The organism is Sphingobacterium sp. UBA7249 (genome assembly GCF_002472835.1).
Lineage (GTDB): Bacteria > Bacteroidota > Bacteroidia > Sphingobacteriales > Sphingobacteriaceae > Sphingobacterium > Sphingobacterium prati.
Genome location: NZ_DKST01000015.1, coordinates 237,814 through 257,124, shown reverse-complemented (window position 1 = coordinate 257,124; position 19,311 = coordinate 237,814). Strand labels below are relative to the sequence as shown.

At 38.2% G+C, this 19,311-nt stretch carries 17 protein-coding genes; 5 read left to right on the top strand and 12 right to left on the bottom strand.

Annotation, left to right across the window (positions count from 1 at the left end; all coding sequences use genetic code 11):
- Window positions 1-10: 10 nt before the first annotated feature.
- The 3 genes from catA to B4A24_RS11815 all read right to left on the bottom strand — a co-directional run bounded on the left by catA (window position 11) and on the right by B4A24_RS11815 (window position 2,375).
- Window positions 11-682 carry a type A chloramphenicol O-acetyltransferase gene (catA, locus tag B4A24_RS11825; protein WP_293945174.1) on the bottom strand — a complete coding sequence of 224 codons (672 nt, stop codon included), beginning with the start codon at window positions 680-682 and terminating at the stop codon, window positions 11-13.
- Between the two features lie 105 nt (window positions 683-787).
- Window positions 788-1,405 (bottom strand): GrpB family protein, encoded by a 618-nt coding sequence (locus B4A24_RS11820; protein ID WP_293945172.1) that lies wholly within the window; start codon window positions 1,403-1,405, stop codon window positions 788-790.
- A 175-nt stretch (window positions 1,406-1,580) separates the two neighbouring features.
- Window positions 1,581-2,375: an AraC family transcriptional regulator gene (locus B4A24_RS11815; RefSeq protein WP_293945170.1), complete on the bottom strand. Its 795-nt coding sequence runs from the start codon at window positions 2,373-2,375 to the stop codon at window positions 1,581-1,583.
- An 81-nt stretch (window positions 2,376-2,456) separates the two neighbouring features.
- Between B4A24_RS11815 and B4A24_RS11810 the strand changes: the two genes are divergently transcribed.
- Entirely contained in the window at window positions 2,457-3,512 is a 1,056-nt protein-coding gene (locus B4A24_RS11810) for an SDR family oxidoreductase (RefSeq protein WP_293945168.1), read from the top strand.
- Between the two features lie 59 nt (window positions 3,513-3,571).
- Here the strand turns inward: B4A24_RS11810 and B4A24_RS11805 are convergent, their stop codons facing one another.
- From B4A24_RS11805 to B4A24_RS11795, 3 genes are all read right to left on the bottom strand, one after another.
- Window positions 3,572-3,961 carry a RidA family protein gene (locus B4A24_RS11805; RefSeq protein WP_293945166.1) on the bottom strand — a complete coding sequence of 130 codons (390 nt, stop codon included), beginning with the start codon at window positions 3,959-3,961 and terminating at the stop codon, window positions 3,572-3,574.
- 93 nt (window positions 3,962-4,054) lie between these two features.
- Window positions 4,055-4,771 carry a Crp/Fnr family transcriptional regulator gene (locus B4A24_RS11800; RefSeq protein ID WP_293945164.1) on the bottom strand — a complete coding sequence of 239 codons (717 nt, stop codon included), beginning with the start codon at window positions 4,769-4,771 and terminating at the stop codon, window positions 4,055-4,057.
- A gap of 165 nt (window positions 4,772-4,936) precedes the next feature.
- On the bottom strand, window positions 4,937-5,959 hold the full coding sequence (locus B4A24_RS11795) for a methyltransferase (protein ID WP_293945163.1): 1,023 nt from the start codon (window positions 5,957-5,959) through the stop codon (window positions 4,937-4,939).
- Between the two features lie 107 nt (window positions 5,960-6,066).
- Between B4A24_RS11795 and B4A24_RS11790 the strand changes: the two genes are divergently transcribed.
- Window positions 6,067-12,129 carry a non-ribosomal peptide synthetase gene (locus B4A24_RS11790; RefSeq protein ID WP_293945161.1) on the top strand — a complete coding sequence of 2,021 codons (6,063 nt, stop codon included), beginning with the start codon at window positions 6,067-6,069 and terminating at the stop codon, window positions 12,127-12,129.
- Between the two features lies 1 nt (window position 12,130).
- The gene (locus B4A24_RS11785; protein WP_409456476.1) at window positions 12,131-12,772 is read left to right on the top strand and encodes a 4'-phosphopantetheinyl transferase family protein; all 642 of its coding nucleotides are present in this window, start codon (window positions 12,131-12,133) and stop codon (window positions 12,770-12,772) included.
- A 113-nt stretch (window positions 12,773-12,885) separates the two neighbouring features.
- Here the strand turns inward: B4A24_RS11785 and B4A24_RS11780 are convergent, their stop codons facing one another.
- The 3 genes from B4A24_RS11780 to B4A24_RS11770 all read right to left on the bottom strand — a co-directional run bounded on the left by B4A24_RS11780 (window position 12,886) and on the right by B4A24_RS11770 (window position 15,358).
- Window positions 12,886-14,016 (bottom strand): acyltransferase family protein, encoded by a 1,131-nt coding sequence (locus B4A24_RS11780; protein ID WP_293945158.1) that lies wholly within the window; start codon window positions 14,014-14,016, stop codon window positions 12,886-12,888.
- A 99-nt stretch (window positions 14,017-14,115) separates the two neighbouring features.
- The gene (locus B4A24_RS11775; protein ID WP_293945156.1) at window positions 14,116-14,898 is read right to left on the bottom strand and encodes a hypothetical protein; all 783 of its coding nucleotides are present in this window, start codon (window positions 14,896-14,898) and stop codon (window positions 14,116-14,118) included.
- Between the two features lie 253 nt (window positions 14,899-15,151).
- Window positions 15,152-15,358, bottom strand: coding sequence for a hypothetical protein (locus B4A24_RS11770; RefSeq protein ID WP_293945155.1), 207 nt, complete (start codon window positions 15,356-15,358; stop codon window positions 15,152-15,154).
- 309 nt (window positions 15,359-15,667) lie between these two features.
- On the opposite strand from B4A24_RS11770, the gene B4A24_RS11765 reads away from it, so the two are divergent.
- Window positions 15,668-15,892 (top strand): YqaE/Pmp3 family membrane protein, encoded by a 225-nt coding sequence (locus B4A24_RS11765; protein ID WP_349681732.1) that lies wholly within the window; start codon window positions 15,668-15,670, stop codon window positions 15,890-15,892.
- Between the two features lie 65 nt (window positions 15,893-15,957).
- Here the strand turns inward: B4A24_RS11765 and B4A24_RS11760 are convergent, their stop codons facing one another.
- On the bottom strand, window positions 15,958-16,743 hold the full coding sequence (locus tag B4A24_RS11760) for an alpha/beta fold hydrolase (RefSeq protein WP_293945151.1): 786 nt from the start codon (window positions 16,741-16,743) through the stop codon (window positions 15,958-15,960).
- 37 nt (window positions 16,744-16,780) lie between these two features.
- The gene (locus B4A24_RS11755) at window positions 16,781-17,209 is read right to left on the bottom strand and encodes an SRPBCC domain-containing protein (RefSeq protein ID WP_293945149.1); all 429 of its coding nucleotides are present in this window, start codon (window positions 17,207-17,209) and stop codon (window positions 16,781-16,783) included.
- A 244-nt stretch (window positions 17,210-17,453) separates the two neighbouring features.
- On the opposite strand from B4A24_RS11755, the gene B4A24_RS11750 reads away from it, so the two are divergent.
- Window positions 17,454-17,900, top strand: coding sequence for a hypothetical protein (locus B4A24_RS11750; RefSeq protein ID WP_293945147.1), 447 nt, complete (start codon window positions 17,454-17,456; stop codon window positions 17,898-17,900).
- Window positions 17,901-18,027: 127 nt separating this feature from the next.
- On the opposite strand, the gene B4A24_RS11745 is transcribed toward B4A24_RS11750, so the two are convergent.
- A complete protein-coding gene (locus tag B4A24_RS11745; RefSeq protein ID WP_293945145.1) occupies window positions 18,028-19,188 on the bottom strand; it encodes an Atu1372/SO_1960 family protein in 1,161 nt (386 codons plus the stop codon).
- Window positions 19,189-19,311: the final 123 nt, after the last annotated feature.

The following is a 19,311-nucleotide window of genomic DNA, read 5'->3' as shown; positions in this document are numbered from 1 at the left end:
GCCCCCCTGTTCATACTTGATATTTAATGATGGTTTCAATGTTTTTACAGTACTCTTCCAATGTAGCGATCAATTGTGCCACATGAATTCCATCACAGACGGCATGATGTACTTGGATAGCGATAGGCATCAAGATTTCATCGGCCTGTTTTTGATATTTCCCGATGGTAAAAGAAGGAGCAAAATAATCTGTAAAGTCAGCAATATGGAGGTTAAAACTATCAAAATTTATCCACGGAAGTGCTGAAATATTAAAATGATTCTCCGGCGGTTGTTCCGGAAAAAAATGCAAATTGTCAGCATACCTTTCCTCAACACCGTTATAGTTAGCCATAAATTTCTTAAAATCCTCTTCATATAAAGCCGTTAGCGCAGAAAAAGTTTCTGTTTCCGAATGCAATACGGTATATATGGGGTTTACACAATCCCAAACAATGAGTTCGCCCTCCTTCATTGCCATTTTAAACGCTTCATGCTTGTTTACCGCACGTGTGATGAGATAAATCATGACAGGATAAAATTTATAGCCATTTTCCTTTATGAAAGGAAGCACTTTGGCGATATTAATTTTTGTTGTCAGGCTAAAGCTGCATTTCATCTGACTACGATACACAGAAAAGTGTTCCTTTCGCTTCCAATCCGCTAAATTAATCTTCCTATATGCTGCTGTTATTTTCTCCATTGCGTTTACTGATCTTTTTGTCTGAATTTATTAACTGTACCGCAAAATCACCAATTTTTATTCAGATTTTCTTTCCAATCAAAAGGTAACAATTCTTTTTAAGATTTAAACATCCAATTTTTCACTTCTATCCCTCCCCTTATACCATTTCAATGCGGTTTTTTCATGTACTTTCAAAAATCGATCTTTCGCTTCGTTGTAATCATTTCCATCAACCCATTCGCGTTCGATTAACTTTTGTTTAAGTGTCTGATAGCTTTCTTTGACCGTTGGATGCGCTATTAGATAATCACGAAACGCAATATGTCTTATCCAATCGGGCGTTCCTTTTACAAAAACATGTAAATGAGCGACTCGGAGATTGTGATCATGCAAAATCGCCGGCACCTCTTCCCCTATCTTTACAATATCCGGAACTGCAATTTTATATGTGGGTTTATTAAGCAATATAAAAAAACGACGTTCCGGCCAATCTTGATTATATTTTTCATAATAAACAACATTTGGCAATTTTAAGAGGCTGGGTAAGCGATCTAAATCGGCCTCGTTCGCCACCCCTAGCTGAATATCAATGATCGGCTTTGCCGAAAGTCCTTCCACAGAAGTACTACCAATATGGTCAATTTGTGGATCAAGTGGCTTAAGCGCGGATTGTAACGCTAGTTTAATTGACTTGAATTGTGTTTTCCATTTTGGATCATAGGGTTGAAAAGGTAATTTCATTTCAATAATTGTTTAAAATCCGATAAATATTTTTGAGATGTAGACCTAACCAATCCAGTCTCCCAAGCCGAAAATTCATTGTCGATACTGTACATTTATCTCCTACATGCTAATTAACGTCAACCTTCGGCCAAAATAAAACATAATTTTTAGCATTTTAGTTCCTTGCCCTTCACTATCCAGTACCTTTCTGTAAAATCTTGCTGAGATGACTAACATCTGTCAATCCAAACTCATCGGCTATTTCTTTTAAAATCATTCGTCCAGCGGAAATACGCTGCCGAATAAGCGTGTCGCGATAACGTTGGATATAGCTTCTTATGGTTATACCGGCTTTACGTTTGAAGTAGGTGCCTAAATAATCAGGAGTAATATTGAAATGAGGAGCCATTACCTGAGACCGCAATAAATCTGGGGTGTATATATTTTTGTGAATATAACAAAATATAGCTTGCAGATCGCGGCTTCTACCAGCATTTGCTTGTAATTCGGGCATATTTCTCATCAGAACCGTAGAAATGCTAAGCAACTGATACCATATTAGATCTTGGTTCGCAAAAGTATCGTATTTTAGTGACGCAATTACCTGAAACAGCAGACGAACCGTTAGTAGATCAGCAGATAGTAAGGAAAATCCATGCTGGTGGGTTTCTCTGCTTTTTCTTAAATACTCTAAATGACGGGTTAATTCACCTGAATCCGTTGCATTACGGTAAATATATGCATCTGTAAATTTTAAATAAATAAAATGCGTCTCCTGCTCGATTTCAAAATAATGATACTCTTCTGGCCCGATAAAAAAAACAGCACCACTTTGATAAGGAACAGGATGGCCATTGATGACATGCATTCCCATTCCATTCGCAATAAAAATAAATTCGTAGTGATTATGATTATGCTCTGGATGTGTCCAATCGGAGGACTTAAACTCCGACACAAGGATAGGCTCAAATTGTCTATAGCGTTTCATTCAAGAAATTTACAAAATTATAGCCGATTTTTACATCTCTTCAGTCTTTATTAGCGCTAAGTTTGTTAAAAAGAAATTTATATGGAAACAACACAAAATACTGCATTGATCGTAGGTGCAAATGGTGTCATTAGCACAAACCTTATTGAATATCTTAGCAATCTCGGGAACTGGGATATTATTGGTCTATCTCGTCGTGGTGGGACCGATCACGACCGTGTTCGTTATATTGCTGTAGATTTACTTGACTTAACAGACTGTATCAACAAATTAAGCGCACTAACAACCGTCACTCATATCTTTTACGCGGCTTATCAAGACCGGGAAAGTTGGGCTGCATTGGTCGAACCCAATCTAAAGATGTTAGTCAATGTGTTAACGGCAGTTGAGCCAGTGGCTGAATCTCTGCAGCACGTTAGTCTAATGCAAGGTTATAAAGTTTATGGTGCCCATCTCGGCCCTTTTAAAACCCCGGCTAAGGAATCCGATGCCGGCCATATGCCGCCTGAATTCAATAGTAGCCAACTTCAGTATCTTCAACAGCGGCAAATCGGGAAACAATGGACCTGGTCAGCCATCCGTCCGTCAGTTGTGGGCGGGACAGCTCCGGGCAACCCGATGAACCTTGCATTGTTGATTGCCGTATATGCTACAATCTCCAAAGCGTTAAATATTCCGCTCCGTTTCCCGGGTAAACCAGGTGCATATGGGAAGCTATTGGAAATGACCGACGCTACCTTATTAGCAAAGGCTACTGTATGGGCCGCTACGGAACCACTAGCAGCCAATCAAGCCTTCAATATTAATAATGGGGACTTATTCCGTTGGGAAGACCTCTGGCCCAAAATTGCTAAATATTTCGATATGGAAGTCGACTCCCCCATTCCCTTACCACTTCAAACAATGATGTCCGATAAAGCAGAGCTATGGGAAAACATAAGAACTCAGAAGAGCTTAAAATATAATTATAATGAAGTATCGGCCTGGGCGTTCGGCGACTTTGTTTTTTCCTGGGATTATGACTTTTTCGCAGACGGTACTAAAGCTCGAAGATTAGGATTCCATGAGTACGTTGATACCGAGCAGATGTTTTTTCGTTTATTTGACGAGATGAGGAATAACCAAATCATCCCTTAAGCACAATTTTTCTTCATGGTGGCGATAATAACCACCATGAAGAAAAAAAAATCTGCGTGCTATTTGACCACAGTAGCTTCCAATTCGACCTTCAAGGTCTCAAACAACCCCACGACTTCCAATGCCGTTAATGCTTGTTCGATTTGGTGTTTAGAAACCCATTCCTGTAATATTGGAAAATGCGGCCACAGCTGTTGCATAGAAGTAGTATACAAGTTTAGACGCACGATTCCATTACATTGATAGCCCGCAGTCCCGATGACCGTTTCCAGATTGGCGATAGCCTGCCTCAATTGCGATTCCATCCCTTTGTCACTGGAGGTTCCATCTGCATCTATTGCCGCCTGTCCTGAACAATACAACGTTCCTTCCACATGTTTTACTTCGACAGCCTGAACGTAACTACGTTGTTGTTGCCATACCCATGGATTAATTGATCTTTTATTCATTTTTACAAAATTTTTGATAGACAACAAAATTGTGAAATGGCGGTTGCAAATACCCTTGATAAAACGCACTATTATCGAGTGACAAAAGTCACATCACTGCGGTAACCGACTTAGTGCCTCCCGAGATACCCCCAAATAAGCTGCAAGTAATGATTTTGGGACACGTTGTACTAATGCGGGGTATTTTTTCAGGAGCTGTTCGTAGCGTTCTTTAATTCCCACTGTCATTGTTGAAATGATGCGTTGCTGTGCAGAAATAAAACCCTGGTAAGCTTTCTCTAGGAAAAAATGTTCCAATTTTGGAACCGCAGCACACATTTTTTTATAATCAATCAAGCGAAGACACAACACTTCAGTATCTTCGATACACTCGAGTGACATCGTAGCTTTAGATTCTGTATAATATGCTGCAAAGTCAGTCTCCCACCAATCTTCCTGTGCAAAACCGACAATATGCTCCTTGCCGGCGTCATTGGTATATACGAGTTTTAACAGCCCTTTGAGCACAAAAAAGTTGCATGGTACCGGCTCCCCTTCCTGGATCAGAAATTGATGTTTTTTATATCTTTTTAAGCTAAAAAAAGAAGAAATCATTTCAAACTCAGTATCGCTGAGGGGTACAACACGTTCAATATGATCTCTTAATTGTTTTGTCATGGTATAAAATTTATTTGCTAAAAATACAATTTTCCACTGAAGCTGCCGTTGGTTTCGCTCAAAAGCTGCTTTTAATGAAAATTGTGTATGATTCGGAGTCCCATCTGATTTATTTCCATGACCGGAGAAAGCCTGGTGTCCTTTCCAATCCATGGCAAAAAATCTTTATAACCTTGGCCAAGTTCCCCAGAGATCTGATTTCCCAAATGCTATGAATGTAATACACAAGAAATACATTTTCTATAGCCAAAATCAATTTTAAAGAATAAGCGGCATTTCTGCCGCTTTAATATATCGATGACTGTGCGAAAGCAGTTTCTATTTCCTGCATTCAATTATGCTTGAAATTTCTGTTTCTGTTTTAATTAACCTGATAAATTTGAGCCCCGCTCTTTCGATAATTGTCCTAAATTCACTCAGCGTCCGTTCTTGTCCGGTAGTCATCGCTAGAATATTAATATCCAAAAGTTTTCCTGCATGAGGACGATTTCTAGAATCATCTGGAATAACAGAGTCTATGATTAATAATTTTGCACCCAGGGGCATCGCCTTTTGGATATTTTTTAGGATAATAACAGCTTCGTCGTCATTCCAGTCATGGATGACCCATTTTGTCATATATAAATCTGCTCCGGGTGGAACCTCATCAAAAAAGCTACCTCCTATGACCGCACATCTGTTCTTTAATTGCTCTGGGATCATTTTTCCCGTTTGATCAATTACATACTGCTCATCGAAAATAATTCCTGTACTTTTGGGTGTTGCGTCTAATACAGCAAACATAAGGGCTCCATTCCCACCACCGATATCAACCAATTTTTTGTATGGATTAAAATCGTAGACATCAATAATAGTTTTAAGGACAGCACCTGACATTCCCGCCATTGCTTTTGCAAGATTGGCTCCACGTGCTGGATTATCTTTATAGTATTCCCAGACTGGTTTTCCATGCGCATGTTCGAATGGCACCTTTCCTGTTTTCACACCATATGTTAACGCGCCGAAAGCAGGATAATGTTCACCCATATTTGCCAATGCCCAAGGTTTTACCGAACCGGGAACATCAGTAAGTAAAGTTGCTCCAAAATCATTCAGCTCAAAGGTGCCGTCTTCCCTCTCTGTGAAAATTCCAACACTAGTAACGGCTCTTAATAGGCGACTTAATGATTTTTCATCTGACTGTGTTTCCGCAGTGAGTTCAGCTAGTGTTTTGGGGCCCTTTAGTAGTATATCCGCTATACTTAGTTGTGCTACGGCGTGTATACAACAGGCTACCCAGTACCCACTGATCAATTCATACATTTTAAAGGTCAGTTGTGGTTGTTCAAGTAATCTTTCCATAAAAAAATAATATAATTAAATTCAACAATATATGAATTTAATTATTTTTTTATTATAATTTTATGTTATAACAAAAATAAACGCCATAATAAATAAAAGTAAACAAAATGTTAACACAGAAATCTTCAGTTTTATCTTTATTTGAAACTTCAGCAAGTCTCAACCCAAAAAAGACTGCTCTTATTTCCGAAGGAAACAAAATTTCGTTCTCAGAGCTAGAAGCCCAATCGAACCAGATAGCAAACTATTTAAAGCTCCGGCGGATATCCACAAATGTCCCCATCTGCTTTTGCCTCAACCAATCCATTGAAAAGGTGACTGTTATGCTTTCGATATGGAAATCAGGTGGCGCTTATGTTTCGCTCGACCCGTTATATCCCGAAACAAGGCTTACGCATATTTTAGAAGAAACAAATAGTCCGGTGCTCTTTACAACAAAAGAATTTTCTGAAAAATTTAAATTTTATAAAGGAGAAATTATTTTTATTGACCAACAGAGAAGTGAATTCGAAAAAATAGAGCCAGAAAAAATCGATCGTTCCATTGAAAAAGGGATTGCCTACCTAGCCTATACGTCCGGAAGTACGGGTCAACCAAAAGCTGTCATGGCGGAACATATCGGCCTGGAAAATTTTATTAGATCATTCGGTGATTTTCTAAAGGTCGAGGAAGAAGATGTCGCCCTCAATATTTCCTCTTCAAATTTTGACGGGATTGTTTTGGATTTATGGGTCCCCCTTTCATTGGGAATTACAGTATATCTTTATCCCGATAACAGAATTGTTGGTGAACCACTTTTAGAATTCATCTGCAAGAATAAAATAACTATCCTACCTTATTTGCCAGTTTCCATATTGGCAACTCTGCCGCAAGATAGACCTATAGGAAACCTAAGAAAAATCTGTACGGGCGGCGAAGCTCCGATTGTAAACGTCATCGCATATTGGAAACAGAAAGTTGAACTAATTAACATTTATGGCCCTACAGAAACAACTGTTGTTGTCTGCGGATTTAAATTTGATGATGAACATCCTATAAATACCATCGGGAAACCTCTTCCTAATGTTGATTTTTATATTTTAAATGAACAGATGGAAACCGTTCAGCCCAATGAAATTGGAGAACTATACATTGGTGGTATACAGGTTTCCAGGGGATACTATAATCAACCCAAGCTAACATCAGAAAGATTTTTACATTATGTTACCTCAAAAGGAGAATCTGTAAAGATCTATAAAACGGGAGATCTCGTCCGCGGATCAGCGGACGGTACGATTGAATTTATTGGAAGGGCTGACCAGCAGGTCAAAATAAGGGGCTTTAGAGTCGAACCTACAGAGATCGAGGAGAATATCCGTCAATCCGGACTTTCAGAAAACAGTGTAGTGATTATTAGAGAAGAACTAGGGGAAAAACAGTTGATATGTTATTATAAAAATTCCCCGAACAAGAATACGTTGGCTCACGATCTAAGGAGCTATCTCTTCGAGAGGTTACCTTCTTACATGATTCCATCCAAATTTTTGGAGGTAGATGCATTTCCGCTCACCGCAAATGGAAAAATTGACAAATCTCTTTTAAAAGAACTGGAACTGACTGAAGAAAAGAGAAATTCTTTCGTTGCTCCCATCAGCGAATTTCAGCAGCAAATCGCTTCAGCCTGGAGCGAAATTTTAAAAACGAAATCCGTTGGCATTCATGACAATTTTTTCCAATTCGGTGGTAACTCCATTTTTGCATATAGATTGACAACAAAAGTTCGTCAAAAATATGGTATCCACCTTGATGCCGCGGACCTCTTTTTACATCCAACCATTTACGGGCTAGAAGAATATATTAGCAACAAAAAAGATAATAAAAAAGAGCTAGTCTTGTACAACGATGTCTTTGATAGGTTATCCATTCAGCAGCAGAGTCTCCATTTCTTGGACAAGTTGCACGGAAGTGTTGCTTATCATGTAGGAGCAGTTTATCCTTTAAATGAAAAGGTCTCGTTCCAGGTTTTAGAAAAAGCCTTTAGACAATTGATCAGAAAACATAGCATTTTAAGAACGGTTATGAACGAAAAAGATTCAACGCACCTGCTGTCTCTAATGACCGAAAAGAATTGGCTACTTGAGAGGTTACATCATCCTGATGATGTAAAAAAGATCGTTAGAATACCCTTCGATTTAGAAAGGGATTACATGATTCGTGCCTCTGTAATTTATAAAGATAATAGGCCTGTATCATTATTTTTGATGATTCACCATATCGTTACTGACGGATGGTCAATGCCTCTTATTCTCGAGGAACTGAATGACCTCTATCAGAAAATCATCGATGATCAAGATTTTGAGGCGATAACAAATTATGAATATAGAAATTACGTACACTGGCAATCCAGACAAAATTTTGCGGAGGGAATCGAATTTTGGAAAAATTACCTAGATGGAGTCCCCGTCCTTCAGCTTGCGCATGATTTTAAAAAGCGATCAGTTGATACAGATGAAGGAAAGCAATACCACTTTGAACTGGGCGAAAATCTAATTGATAAGTTACAAAACTTGTCGCGGGAAAATAATACGACCTTATACACTACACTATTGTCCGCTTTTGGTCTCCTGATGCAATATTACAGTGGCCAATCAGATATTTGTATCGGGAGCCCAACTGCAAACCGTTTCTATCCTTTTGACAGAACAATAGGATATTTTGCCAACATGCTTCCCATACGCATGAAAATTGAGAATAACCCCAAATTTTCAGAACTGTTAAAACTCAATCAGACAATGATTTCCGAAATCTTCAAGCATCAGTCGGTTCCGCTGGAAACCATTGTCAATCATGTCATCAAGGACCGTTTCGCCGGACATAATCCCTTATTCCAACATGTTTTTGTACTTCAGACCCTACCTGAAGAAACAGAAAATATCACACCTGTCAATCCCAAAGGCATTCAGTGGGTTTTTAACGGAAAGTCTAAGTTTGATCTACAGTTTGAAGCTATCCCCACAGAAAAAGGGATAATTGTTAATATCGACTATAATAACGCTCTATTCAAAGAAAAGACAATCGAGGAAATGGCGACGGCATTTATATTTATCCTCGAATCAATCGCCATAGACCCAAATCAGAAAATTGGAGAAATCAAGCTGGGATCATTATTATCTGATTTGGAAATAAGATCAACACAGCTCACCGAAAAGCCAAAAAAATTAATAGCACTCTTTGAGGAACAGGTAAAAAAAACACCTACAAAAAATGCACTTATTATTTCTGGTCAAGCCATTTCTTATCATGATCTCGACCAAAAGTCGAGTCATGTTGCCAATCAACTTATTGCTTTCGGTGTTCGACCGAATGACTTTGTCGCATGTTTCCAGGAACAGTCTATCGAAAGAATCATTTCCTTGTTAGCCATCATCAAAGCCGGCGGAGCATATGTCCCATTGGATACGAGCTATCCCCTAGAAAGGCTCGGATTAATTCTTGCGGATGTAAAACCAAAGGCGGTCATTGCCTCAGAAAACTATTCGAAAAATATTACTGAATTACAATACGATGTTTTCAGCATTGAGCAGTTGTTAGCTACCCCTTTCGAATTGATAAACCGAAGCTATTGCAATACCCATAATGACGAGGATCTCGTCTATGTAATACACACATCCGGAACCACTGGTATTCCTAAAGGAGTCATGATAGCGCATCAGTCCTTAGGAAATTTTATTACAGAATATGGCAACCTTCTGGCGCTGGAAAAAGAAGACAGCACATTGCAGTTTTCAGCATATAATTTCGACGGCTCTATGATTGATCTTTGGATCCCCTTAACAAAGGGTGCAACGGTCTATTTATATCCAAACAATAAACTTCTTGGTACACATCTTGCCGAGTTTATTTCACTACATTCGATTACTGCGCTCCCTTTCATTTCACCATCTGTACTCTCTACCATACCACAGGACTTCAAGCTACCGTTATTAAAGACTATTGGTACCGGTGCGGAGACCTGTCCACCGAATGTCAGTCAATATTGGAAACAGCAGGTGAAATTATTCAATATGTATGGGCCGACGGAAGCTACCGTAGCTGTAAATCAGTTTAGGTTTGATGATATTCATCCACAGAATACCATCGGTCGACCGATCAAAAATATGCATTTCTATGTCTTGGATCAATATTTAAGGCCTGTTCCCGCAAACGTTGTCGGTGAGCTTTACATTTCTGGAATTCAATTATCACGCGGATACCTGAATAATCCTGAACTGACCACCGAGAAATTTATCCAAAACTCAATTGTTGAAGAAAAGTCCGGCCTTTACATGAAAATGTATAAAACAGGGGATTTAGTTAAATTATTAGAAGACGGGATGATCGAATTTGTAGGTAGATCTGATCATCAGGTTAAGATCAGAGGTTACCGGATTGAATTGTCAGAAATAGAGAAAGTGCTCTGTCAGACGAAAGGGGTAATAAACGCGGCCGTCCATGTTCATCAGTCTTCAGAAGATGTGAAATTGTTACGTGCTTTTGTGACAGGATCAACCCAAACTGCTGATCTTAGAAATGAACTAAGCAAAAAACTTCCAGCGTATATGATACCAAATGAGATTTACCACATTGAAAACTTACCCTTGAAAACAAATGGTAAAATTGACTGGCAGGTGCTTTCCTCAATAGCTAAAGATAGGATTAAAGAAACAAAAGATCTGGATGAAGATAGCCTAAATCAGTATGAGAAAACAATAAAGAAAATCTGGAACGAGGTTCTTGAATCCAAAATAACAAGTCTGGAGGATGACTTTTTCCATCTTGGGGGCCATTCGCTCTTACTTACCAAACTTTATAATAAATTGTATGCGGAATATCCAAATAAGCTCACTTTAGGTGAACTCTATTTAAACAGTACGATCAGAAAGCTAGCGGATTTAATAGAAGAAAGGGACGCAAATCCACACATTCATGAATACGGTTTAGGAGAAGATCCGTTGAGCAGTGAGATAAAAAAAGATGCAACAGTACCTTCTGATTTCTTTGTGTTTAATACCGTAGAGAAAGGAGATTTTGAAAACCCTGATGCTATTCTGCTGACCGGTGTAACGGGTTTCGTTGGAATCAATATTTTAGTTGAGCTGCTCAAGTCAACCACTGCCGACATATATTTATTAATTCGTGCTGAAGATAAAAAACAGGCCAAAATTCGTCTGTTAAAAACCATGACTGACCAGCATATTTCACTAGATAGTTACAACGAAGCGCGCATCAATTATTTATGTGGAGATCTCGCAAAACCGTTTTTAGGACTGGATGCCGACAGTTATGACCACTTAACCAAAATCATTGATGTAGTATACCACGCTGGTAGTTCCGTAAATTTTATACAACCATATTCTTATATGCGGGCAGCAAATGTTGACGCATTACATAAATTAATCAGATTTGTGACAACCTACAAATTAAAACAGTTGTCCTTGCTATCGACCGTAGGCGCTTTTAGCTGGGAACATTATTTTACCAAACCACCTCTTCTGAAGGAAGATACCGACATAAAAAGTGCTTTTAAATATCTGAGCCGCGACATGGGCTACATCCAGAGTAAATGGGTCATGGAGCAGGTTGCACAAGAAGCAATCAAACAAGGTGTTCCTATCATTATTTTCCGGCTTGGCTATGTTTTTTGCCATAGTAAGACAGGTGCAACAGCGAGTTATCAATGGTGGTCCCTCTTGGTCAAAACATGTATTCAGTTAAAAACATATCCAACGCTGGTCAATCAAAAGGAAGAGCTGATTATGGTCGATTTTGTGAGTAAGGCAATTGCACATATTTCCAAAAATCCAGCATCAATCGGTGAGGTTTTTCATTTAAGTCCGGAACCGAAAGACAACATGACAGTAACGGAATTTTTTGAAATGCTTAGGCATGAATTTAAATTTGATTTACAGCCAGCCCCTTATCAGGATTGGTTGGCGCTCTGGGAATCTGATGAAAACAGTCCCCTGTACCCGCTCCTCAATTTATTCAAATTCAAGGCTTATGATAATAAGTCGCTTATTGAGATCCACCAGAATACACCTGATTTTGATATAAGCAACACCAAGCGCTTTATAAAAAATAGCGCTATAGAGATCACCAAAATTAATCGCAACAGCGTAGAGGCATTCTGTAACTATTTAGGTGTGCTATAAAATGAGCATAAAAATATTTTACACCCAATTCAACTCAGAAAACAAGACAGCCATTCTAACGCAATGGCTGTCATTTCTACCCATTAAATTTCGAGATATCATATCACGGTATAAGATGGAAGAAGATAAAACAAGAAAATTACTAGGTAAATTATTGTTGATCGAGGGTATGCGACATTTCGGAATACCAAATATATCTCTTGATGAGGTGAAATATAACCCTTTTGGAAAACCTTATTTATATGACCGCATCGACTTTAACATAAGTCACTCAGGCAATTATGTTTTCTGCGCTATAGCAGAAAGATTGAAGGTTGGTATCGATATTGAAGAGTTAAAGCCAATTAATTTCTCAGAAGTGCATCAAATCATGAATACAACGGAATGGCTACAAATTAGGACTGCAGCTGATCCATTGCGAGAATTTTATCGGATGTGGACATTAAAAGAAGCGGCTTTAAAAGCTGAAGGAACAGGTTTCCTCACTGATCCGGACAAAGTTTGCGTAAAAAAAAATATGATCTTCATTGGAAATAACAACTGGTTTTGTCATGAACTATTTTTTGACACGGATTACTCAGGCCACCTAGTAACTTCAGAAATGCAGCATGATTATAAAATGATTAAACTTGATTTCACATGATTTATTCAGTCGTTTTGATCCGTTTAATCTAATAATAACTCTCTCGTATGCAGAAAATGCCTTGTATGAATTTAACTTATCCAATACGGAAATCTGGTTTTTATGTATTTTAATTACTTCGATTTTAAAAATCGTTGGGTCAAATATTTTCGTACAGGGATGTCGTATAGTTTCAAACAGCTATAAGCAAGTGCAATACTGCCGACAAATACCGCTGCAGCACCGGGTAAAGATTCTTCAAAGCTGAGATTTCCGTTTTTGACCCAGGCGTAGTACAAATAGATAAAGGGATAGTGCACCATATATAGAGGATATGAGATGTCTCCCAAGAATTTACACAGTCCTTTTGTGAAATCTCCTCCTTTTCCGGATGCCCCCAAAACAACGAGCAGAGGAAAGATCAGTACACAACATAGGGTATCATAGAGTCCATTCATCCAAAGGTTCTCAGCACCACCCATACGCGGAATGGACAAAAGCGAAACAAGAACAAATCCACAGATCCAAAATGCCCACTTAATCCGAAAAGGCTTAAATACGCGTGACAAAAATAGCCCCGCCGTGAAGGAAAATAAGAGCCGCAGAAACCCCGCCGTAAATTCCGTTGTGGTCAGTGAAAACCCCGCACAGATATCTCCCAAAGGTCCCCAGATCGCAAATACCGCCAATCCGCATCCTGCAGTTGCAACAAGTCCTCCAAGCACTGTTGTCGAAAATTTACGGATGATTAAAACATAAAGGATATTACCGATATATTCAAAAAATAAAGACCAGCTCGGACCGTTCAACGGAAACATCTCGCCTAAGCCTCTTACTTCATGCCCAGGAAGAGCAGGAATTAACAACGCATTTAATACTGTTGCAATAAATAGGGCTGAAACAGTCACTTTTGACACATCCCAAACCGAACAACCCTGAAAATAGAACATAACTGCACCAACGATTGCACCAATAATAACCATGGGATGAAGTCGTATCATCCGACGCTTGATAAACTCCATTGTCGTCATTGTTTCCCAACGGTCATCATAAGCATAACCGACAACAAATCCAGAAAGCATAAAGAAAAAATCAACCGCTAAATATCCGTGATTAATACGTTGATCCAAGTGACTGGTTGCAAAAGCTTCGAAGATATGAAAACATACGACTGTAATGGCTGCAACTCCACGTAAGCCATCCAAAACAGTATAATGCGGTTTGGTATCAGCATACGCAGAGATAGAAACGGTTTTATCGAGCATAAAAATAAAATGAGTTTGCTTGATTTTCTAAAACAAGGAAGTAAATATAAATAAATTTCAAAAACAGTTTTAACTTACGCCGTTCAAACCAATCTTTTCTTATTTAACAACAGGGATATATTCTCGCAAGTAAACCCGCTCTTTTCTCATTTCCTGAATATATTCTTTACTAAAGATTTCCAAAAGAATATCGGAAACATCTGTTGTAGCTGGACGCTCAACTTCAGGTTCACCAAAAGAGAAAATCAATTCCTCTTTTCTATCCTTTTTTGTTAAGAAATAGTAAAAATACGAGCTTTCCCAGGCTTTTACTCCAAAACCAACTTCCTCCGAAATTTTTAGTTGAGTATAGGTTTTTTGTAGAAAATCCTGAAGATTTTGAAAGTCAGCTTTATTTTTCGACGTTTTGCTCGCATATAAATAAGCGAATTTGCCATCGTTATTTTCAACCATAGTTACCGCTGGGAAAACAACGCCATTCAACATGGCCAGCGTATCCTTTTCTTCATTATAGGATACCGTTGTATATCGATAACCATAATATTTCTTCGGTTTTACATTCCTTGTCCCCCAACCTGAGGTAGATTCCAGGTAAAATGCTGTCGGCAAACTTCCTTCGCTATCAAAGATCGCTATGGTGTCTTTCTTAAATATAGCGGTCTCGAAAACTTTTTTTAATTCCTGCTTATCCATGTTTTTCACATCGGACGTCAACATAGATTCCGTCTTTTTTATTTTCGGAGCATAGAACTTCGATACTTCAAACGATTTGTCCAATTTGTCCAAGAATAAAACATCCGAATCTTGAAATTGACAAGAATATAACAGTGTCGATAAAAATAATAAGGAAAGAATCCATTTATGTGAATTAAATAGCTTCATTAGTAAATTGCTCAAAAATTATTCCGTTTTTTATCTTAAACAACCAGTAAAAGACGCTCAAATATACTGAGTATGAAGCTATGTTAACGCTATTATTTACAATTCCGTAGAATCTATCTCACACTTCGTAGTCGAGGTGGTAGTACATTCTTAATAAATTATGAATAACAGTAGTAATTAAAGGTAAAATTTAATTCAGTTATAAAAATTTCATTAGGGAAATAGAAACACGTCGCGGTTAGCTCCCTCTTGACTATAAGTTACCCGATAAAAGTTGATCTACATAATCCCTAATCTCTTCTGGTAACATAAGATAAACAGGCGTTTTTAGATTCTCTCTATTTGCTTCTCCCTCAGTAAAAATATTTCTAAATCCTTCATTGAGCCATTTTCCATCATCCTCTAAATAAGCCTTGTATCTATTGTCCAAAATCCCAATAATGTCGTTGCTCTGTTTCATGTGTTCCATCATTTATTCTATTGTAAACTGCATATAAATATTCGACAGGGAAACATCAACATTGGTGCCACTCCTCGTTTAGATTTCTAAAAGAAGATTGGAAATGGAAAATTTTAAGATTTCTTAACATTTGCGTTTATTTTACAAGATTTAAGTAAAAAAAACGGCTGCGTTATTTTTATATTCATGCGCATAAAAAACAAATACCAGTAATTTTTGCCACTGATATTTGCATTCTTTCATAATATTGACGATTTTTGCTTATAGGCAACCAAATCATGTTAAGCAAATTAACAAGCTTATATTAACATGAATGTGGCTCTTTACAAACCAATTGATATGATACTTATCGCTGTACTCCTTCCTTGGTTATCCTTTTTTTTAAGAGGTAAAATATTCAGTGGAATTATTTGTTTAATTCTCCAACTTACAATTCTAGGTTGGTTGCCTGCAGCGATTTGGGCCGTTGCTTCGCGCGTTGACGGAAAAAATAAACAACGCATACGAAGTTTAGAACGTAATATTCGCCATTAAGCATAACAATACGCCTTAACGAAATCACATTGATCCGGTGATTTTATCCTTAAAGCAATAAGATGTTATTTGGCTTCCAGGAATTTTCTAACCTGAAAAATGGTAAAATCAATTAATCCTTCATCAATTTCTCCGTCAAAATCCTTCATCATGTAGTTCCCATGATTAGCTGGTAAAATCATGAGACGCGCATTCGGGATTTGTTTTTGCATTTCGGCTAAATGCACTCCGTTAACGACATCTTGATCTCCTCCCATAAGAAATACGGGGCAACGTATATCTTCTAAAATTCCAGCTTCAAAATCTTGGAAATTTATCATTCGTTGGCTATCTTTTTCATACATATTTTTAAAATCTTCGGGATCAGGATTTAATTTTAGAAAGTTTTCTTTTAAGTAAGGCGGCATCACCTCGATCGTTGAAGTAGCCATGCTGTCGAAAAAGCCATCTAACAATCCCGCCCTTTTTGTATTACCGGAAGCCGCAATCAATTTGTCTACCCGACCCGGAAAAAGGGAGGCGAGCTTCAAAATTGTGGTTGCGCCATTACTGAAGCCAAAAAAAGAGGCTTTGTCGATTGCAAGGTGATCCAGGACCTTTACAATGTCCTTTGCGTCTTGCTCAAATGTTGCTGGTACTTTTCTATGTTCCGATCTACCGTGATTTTGCATATCCAGTACAATTAATTGATACTGTTCCTGCAATCTTTTCACAGTTTCTTCAAAATCACAAAAGCCAGAAGATCCACCACCATGGATAAGCACCAGAGGCTTTCCGGATCCATATATTTCATAATATAACTTAATTCCATTAGCTGGAGAATAGCCAAATTTACTGTTCGATATGCTCATTGTTCGATGTCATTAGTTTGTTTATTATGGTGCTAAACTATCTGCTTTCCATAAATTTTTTAAAATTACCCAAAACGGAATCGGTGAAATTTTGCTGAAGATCCAATGCTGTTATCGTGTCAGGTTCAAATATTTCCCTTATAATTGTATTGTTATCGATAGCCTGAAATTCGACAATGCAGCTTCTGCCATCACTTGTGCTTTCGATATATTCCAATGGAATAATACGATTATATACACCACGATAATCAAAACCTTCGTGATCATCCCGACGTTCCATCCGAAAATTAAATTGCCCTCCTTCCCTAAAATCGTTCATAACAATCGGACAATGCCAATCATCAAATGGAATGTTCCATTGTTTGATGAACGCTGCCCCGATCCAATGTTCCCAGACGTCCTTGATCGGTCTTTCTACTAAAACGACTGAAACAAGGGTGTTCCTAATTGAGTTTGCGCCTTCCATATTTTAAATTAATAATTTTCGTCTATTTATCCCTAACTATTTATATTTCAAGTTCCCGCTGGGTCTAATTTATAATGATCATCACATAGCAACTACAAGACAATATTAATAAACGGTATACTAAATCAACTTGCCCTATGACAATAATTGTGAGCGGCTTTCTTTTTTTGATAAAGAGTTTAATTTGACAAGTATGGTATATTTATTGTACAGCAGAATCAGAATATATAACACACCGATTCAAATGAAAAAAATAGCGATGCTAGCACTAAGTGTGATCCTATTTGCAGGATGTAACAATGCACAACAATCAAAGTCTACTGGTAAAACAGAAGATCAGGCCAAAGAAGAAACACCATCAATTGGCGGAGATAAAGATGAACATGGCTGTCTTGTAGGTGCTGGTCAAACCTGGAGCGAGCTTAAACAGGGGTGTATCCAGGTCTTCAATATTGGAACGCGCTTGAATCCTGTTGATACCAAAGAAGGTGACGCAGTCATCAGCGCATTTGCTGTTGCAAATGATGATAGATCAAAAATGGAACTGTTTTTGCCAGATGACAATAAAACAACCATTATTTTGGATAAAACCAAAGACAACCTGTACGAAAAAGATATTTATAAATATGATGCAAAAAAATCAGATTTATATGTCAATGGTACGGTCAAATATAAAGGTGACGTTGAATAACGTCCCTGAAACTTTATAGGACGTAAAGGTAATGCCAATGTTTATCACATTGGCATTTTTTATTTATCTTCTAAAGAGCAATTGCTCCCATTAATTAATGATAAAAATGCGTACATATAGCGTCTGCTTAATCAATCTCAAAGACTGCCTGTATCTCAACAGACGAATTTAAGGGTAATGACGCCGCGCCAAAAGTTGCACGGGCGTGTTTTCCATTATCACCAAAGATAGTGACCGCAAGATTCGATGCTACATTCATTAGATCGGCATGTTTACTATAGTGGTCTTCTGTATTAAAAATTCCTGTTAACTGCACACAGCGTTTCACTCGATTCATATCTCCGTCTACTGCATCATTAAGGACAGAAAGTACATTCAGCATCGTAATTTCAGTTGCCTTTTTAACTTCTTGTTCATTTACTTCTACACCTAATTTTCCAGGTTTAAATATTTTACCGTCCTTAAGTGCAACCTGATTGATAAATACCAAATTTCCAGAACGGACATAGGGTTGATAATTACCCGCAGGCTGGGGAACTTTTGGTAATACAATATGTTTCTCTTCCAGGCGCTGATTGACAGACTGTTTGTCGTCCAAATCTGTTATTTTATCGTTTTCGCTGCGCTCCCCATTGTCTCGTATCCCTACCAAGCTTGCGGCAACTTTCGCAAAGCTGATTCCCTGCAGCTCGGCCAGATAGCGTTCACTCTTGCTAGGTCTTTCGGTATTTGTTAATGAAGCAAGACTTGTTGTTCCCAGGACCGTATTTCCCTGTGGAATAGATTGATCTATTTTGTCGCTTCCCTGAATACCCATAGGCACCAGAATCATCCCATGTACAGCCAGCGTATTCCAGAATGATTGCAGCGCCAGCTCCTTCCCTGCACCACTACCCGCAGACATAAACACTGTTGCAGGCATTCCTTGCAAAGCATGTTTGGACCATAGATCCACTGTTTTTGCCAGGAATTCGCTCATAGCCGTACTGATATTACCAAAATAAACAGGCGATCCAAAAGCGATACCATCATAATTAGGCAGTTCTTCCACTGTTGCGACAGCAAGGCCACTAAGCTTTGGATTGGACGATTTCTTAACAAGTTTAACGACAGCGCGCGACTTACCACTGCGCTCAACACCTTTTGCAACTTCTTTTGCCAGTTCATACGTTCCACCATGATCCGAATGGATAAGTATTAAGACCTGTGTTTTGTGGTCCTGAGCCATTGTAAAATTCGTCATTAACATTAAAATCACTCCCATAAAGGAGGTATATATTTTTCTCATTTTGAATCACATATTAAATCCAGCACAAAACTAAAAATCTGACTTTTATATATTCTGCCATAAATTACACTCAAAACGACATGTAGAAATAGCGCATAAAGCAATTGGGAGTATATAAATTTT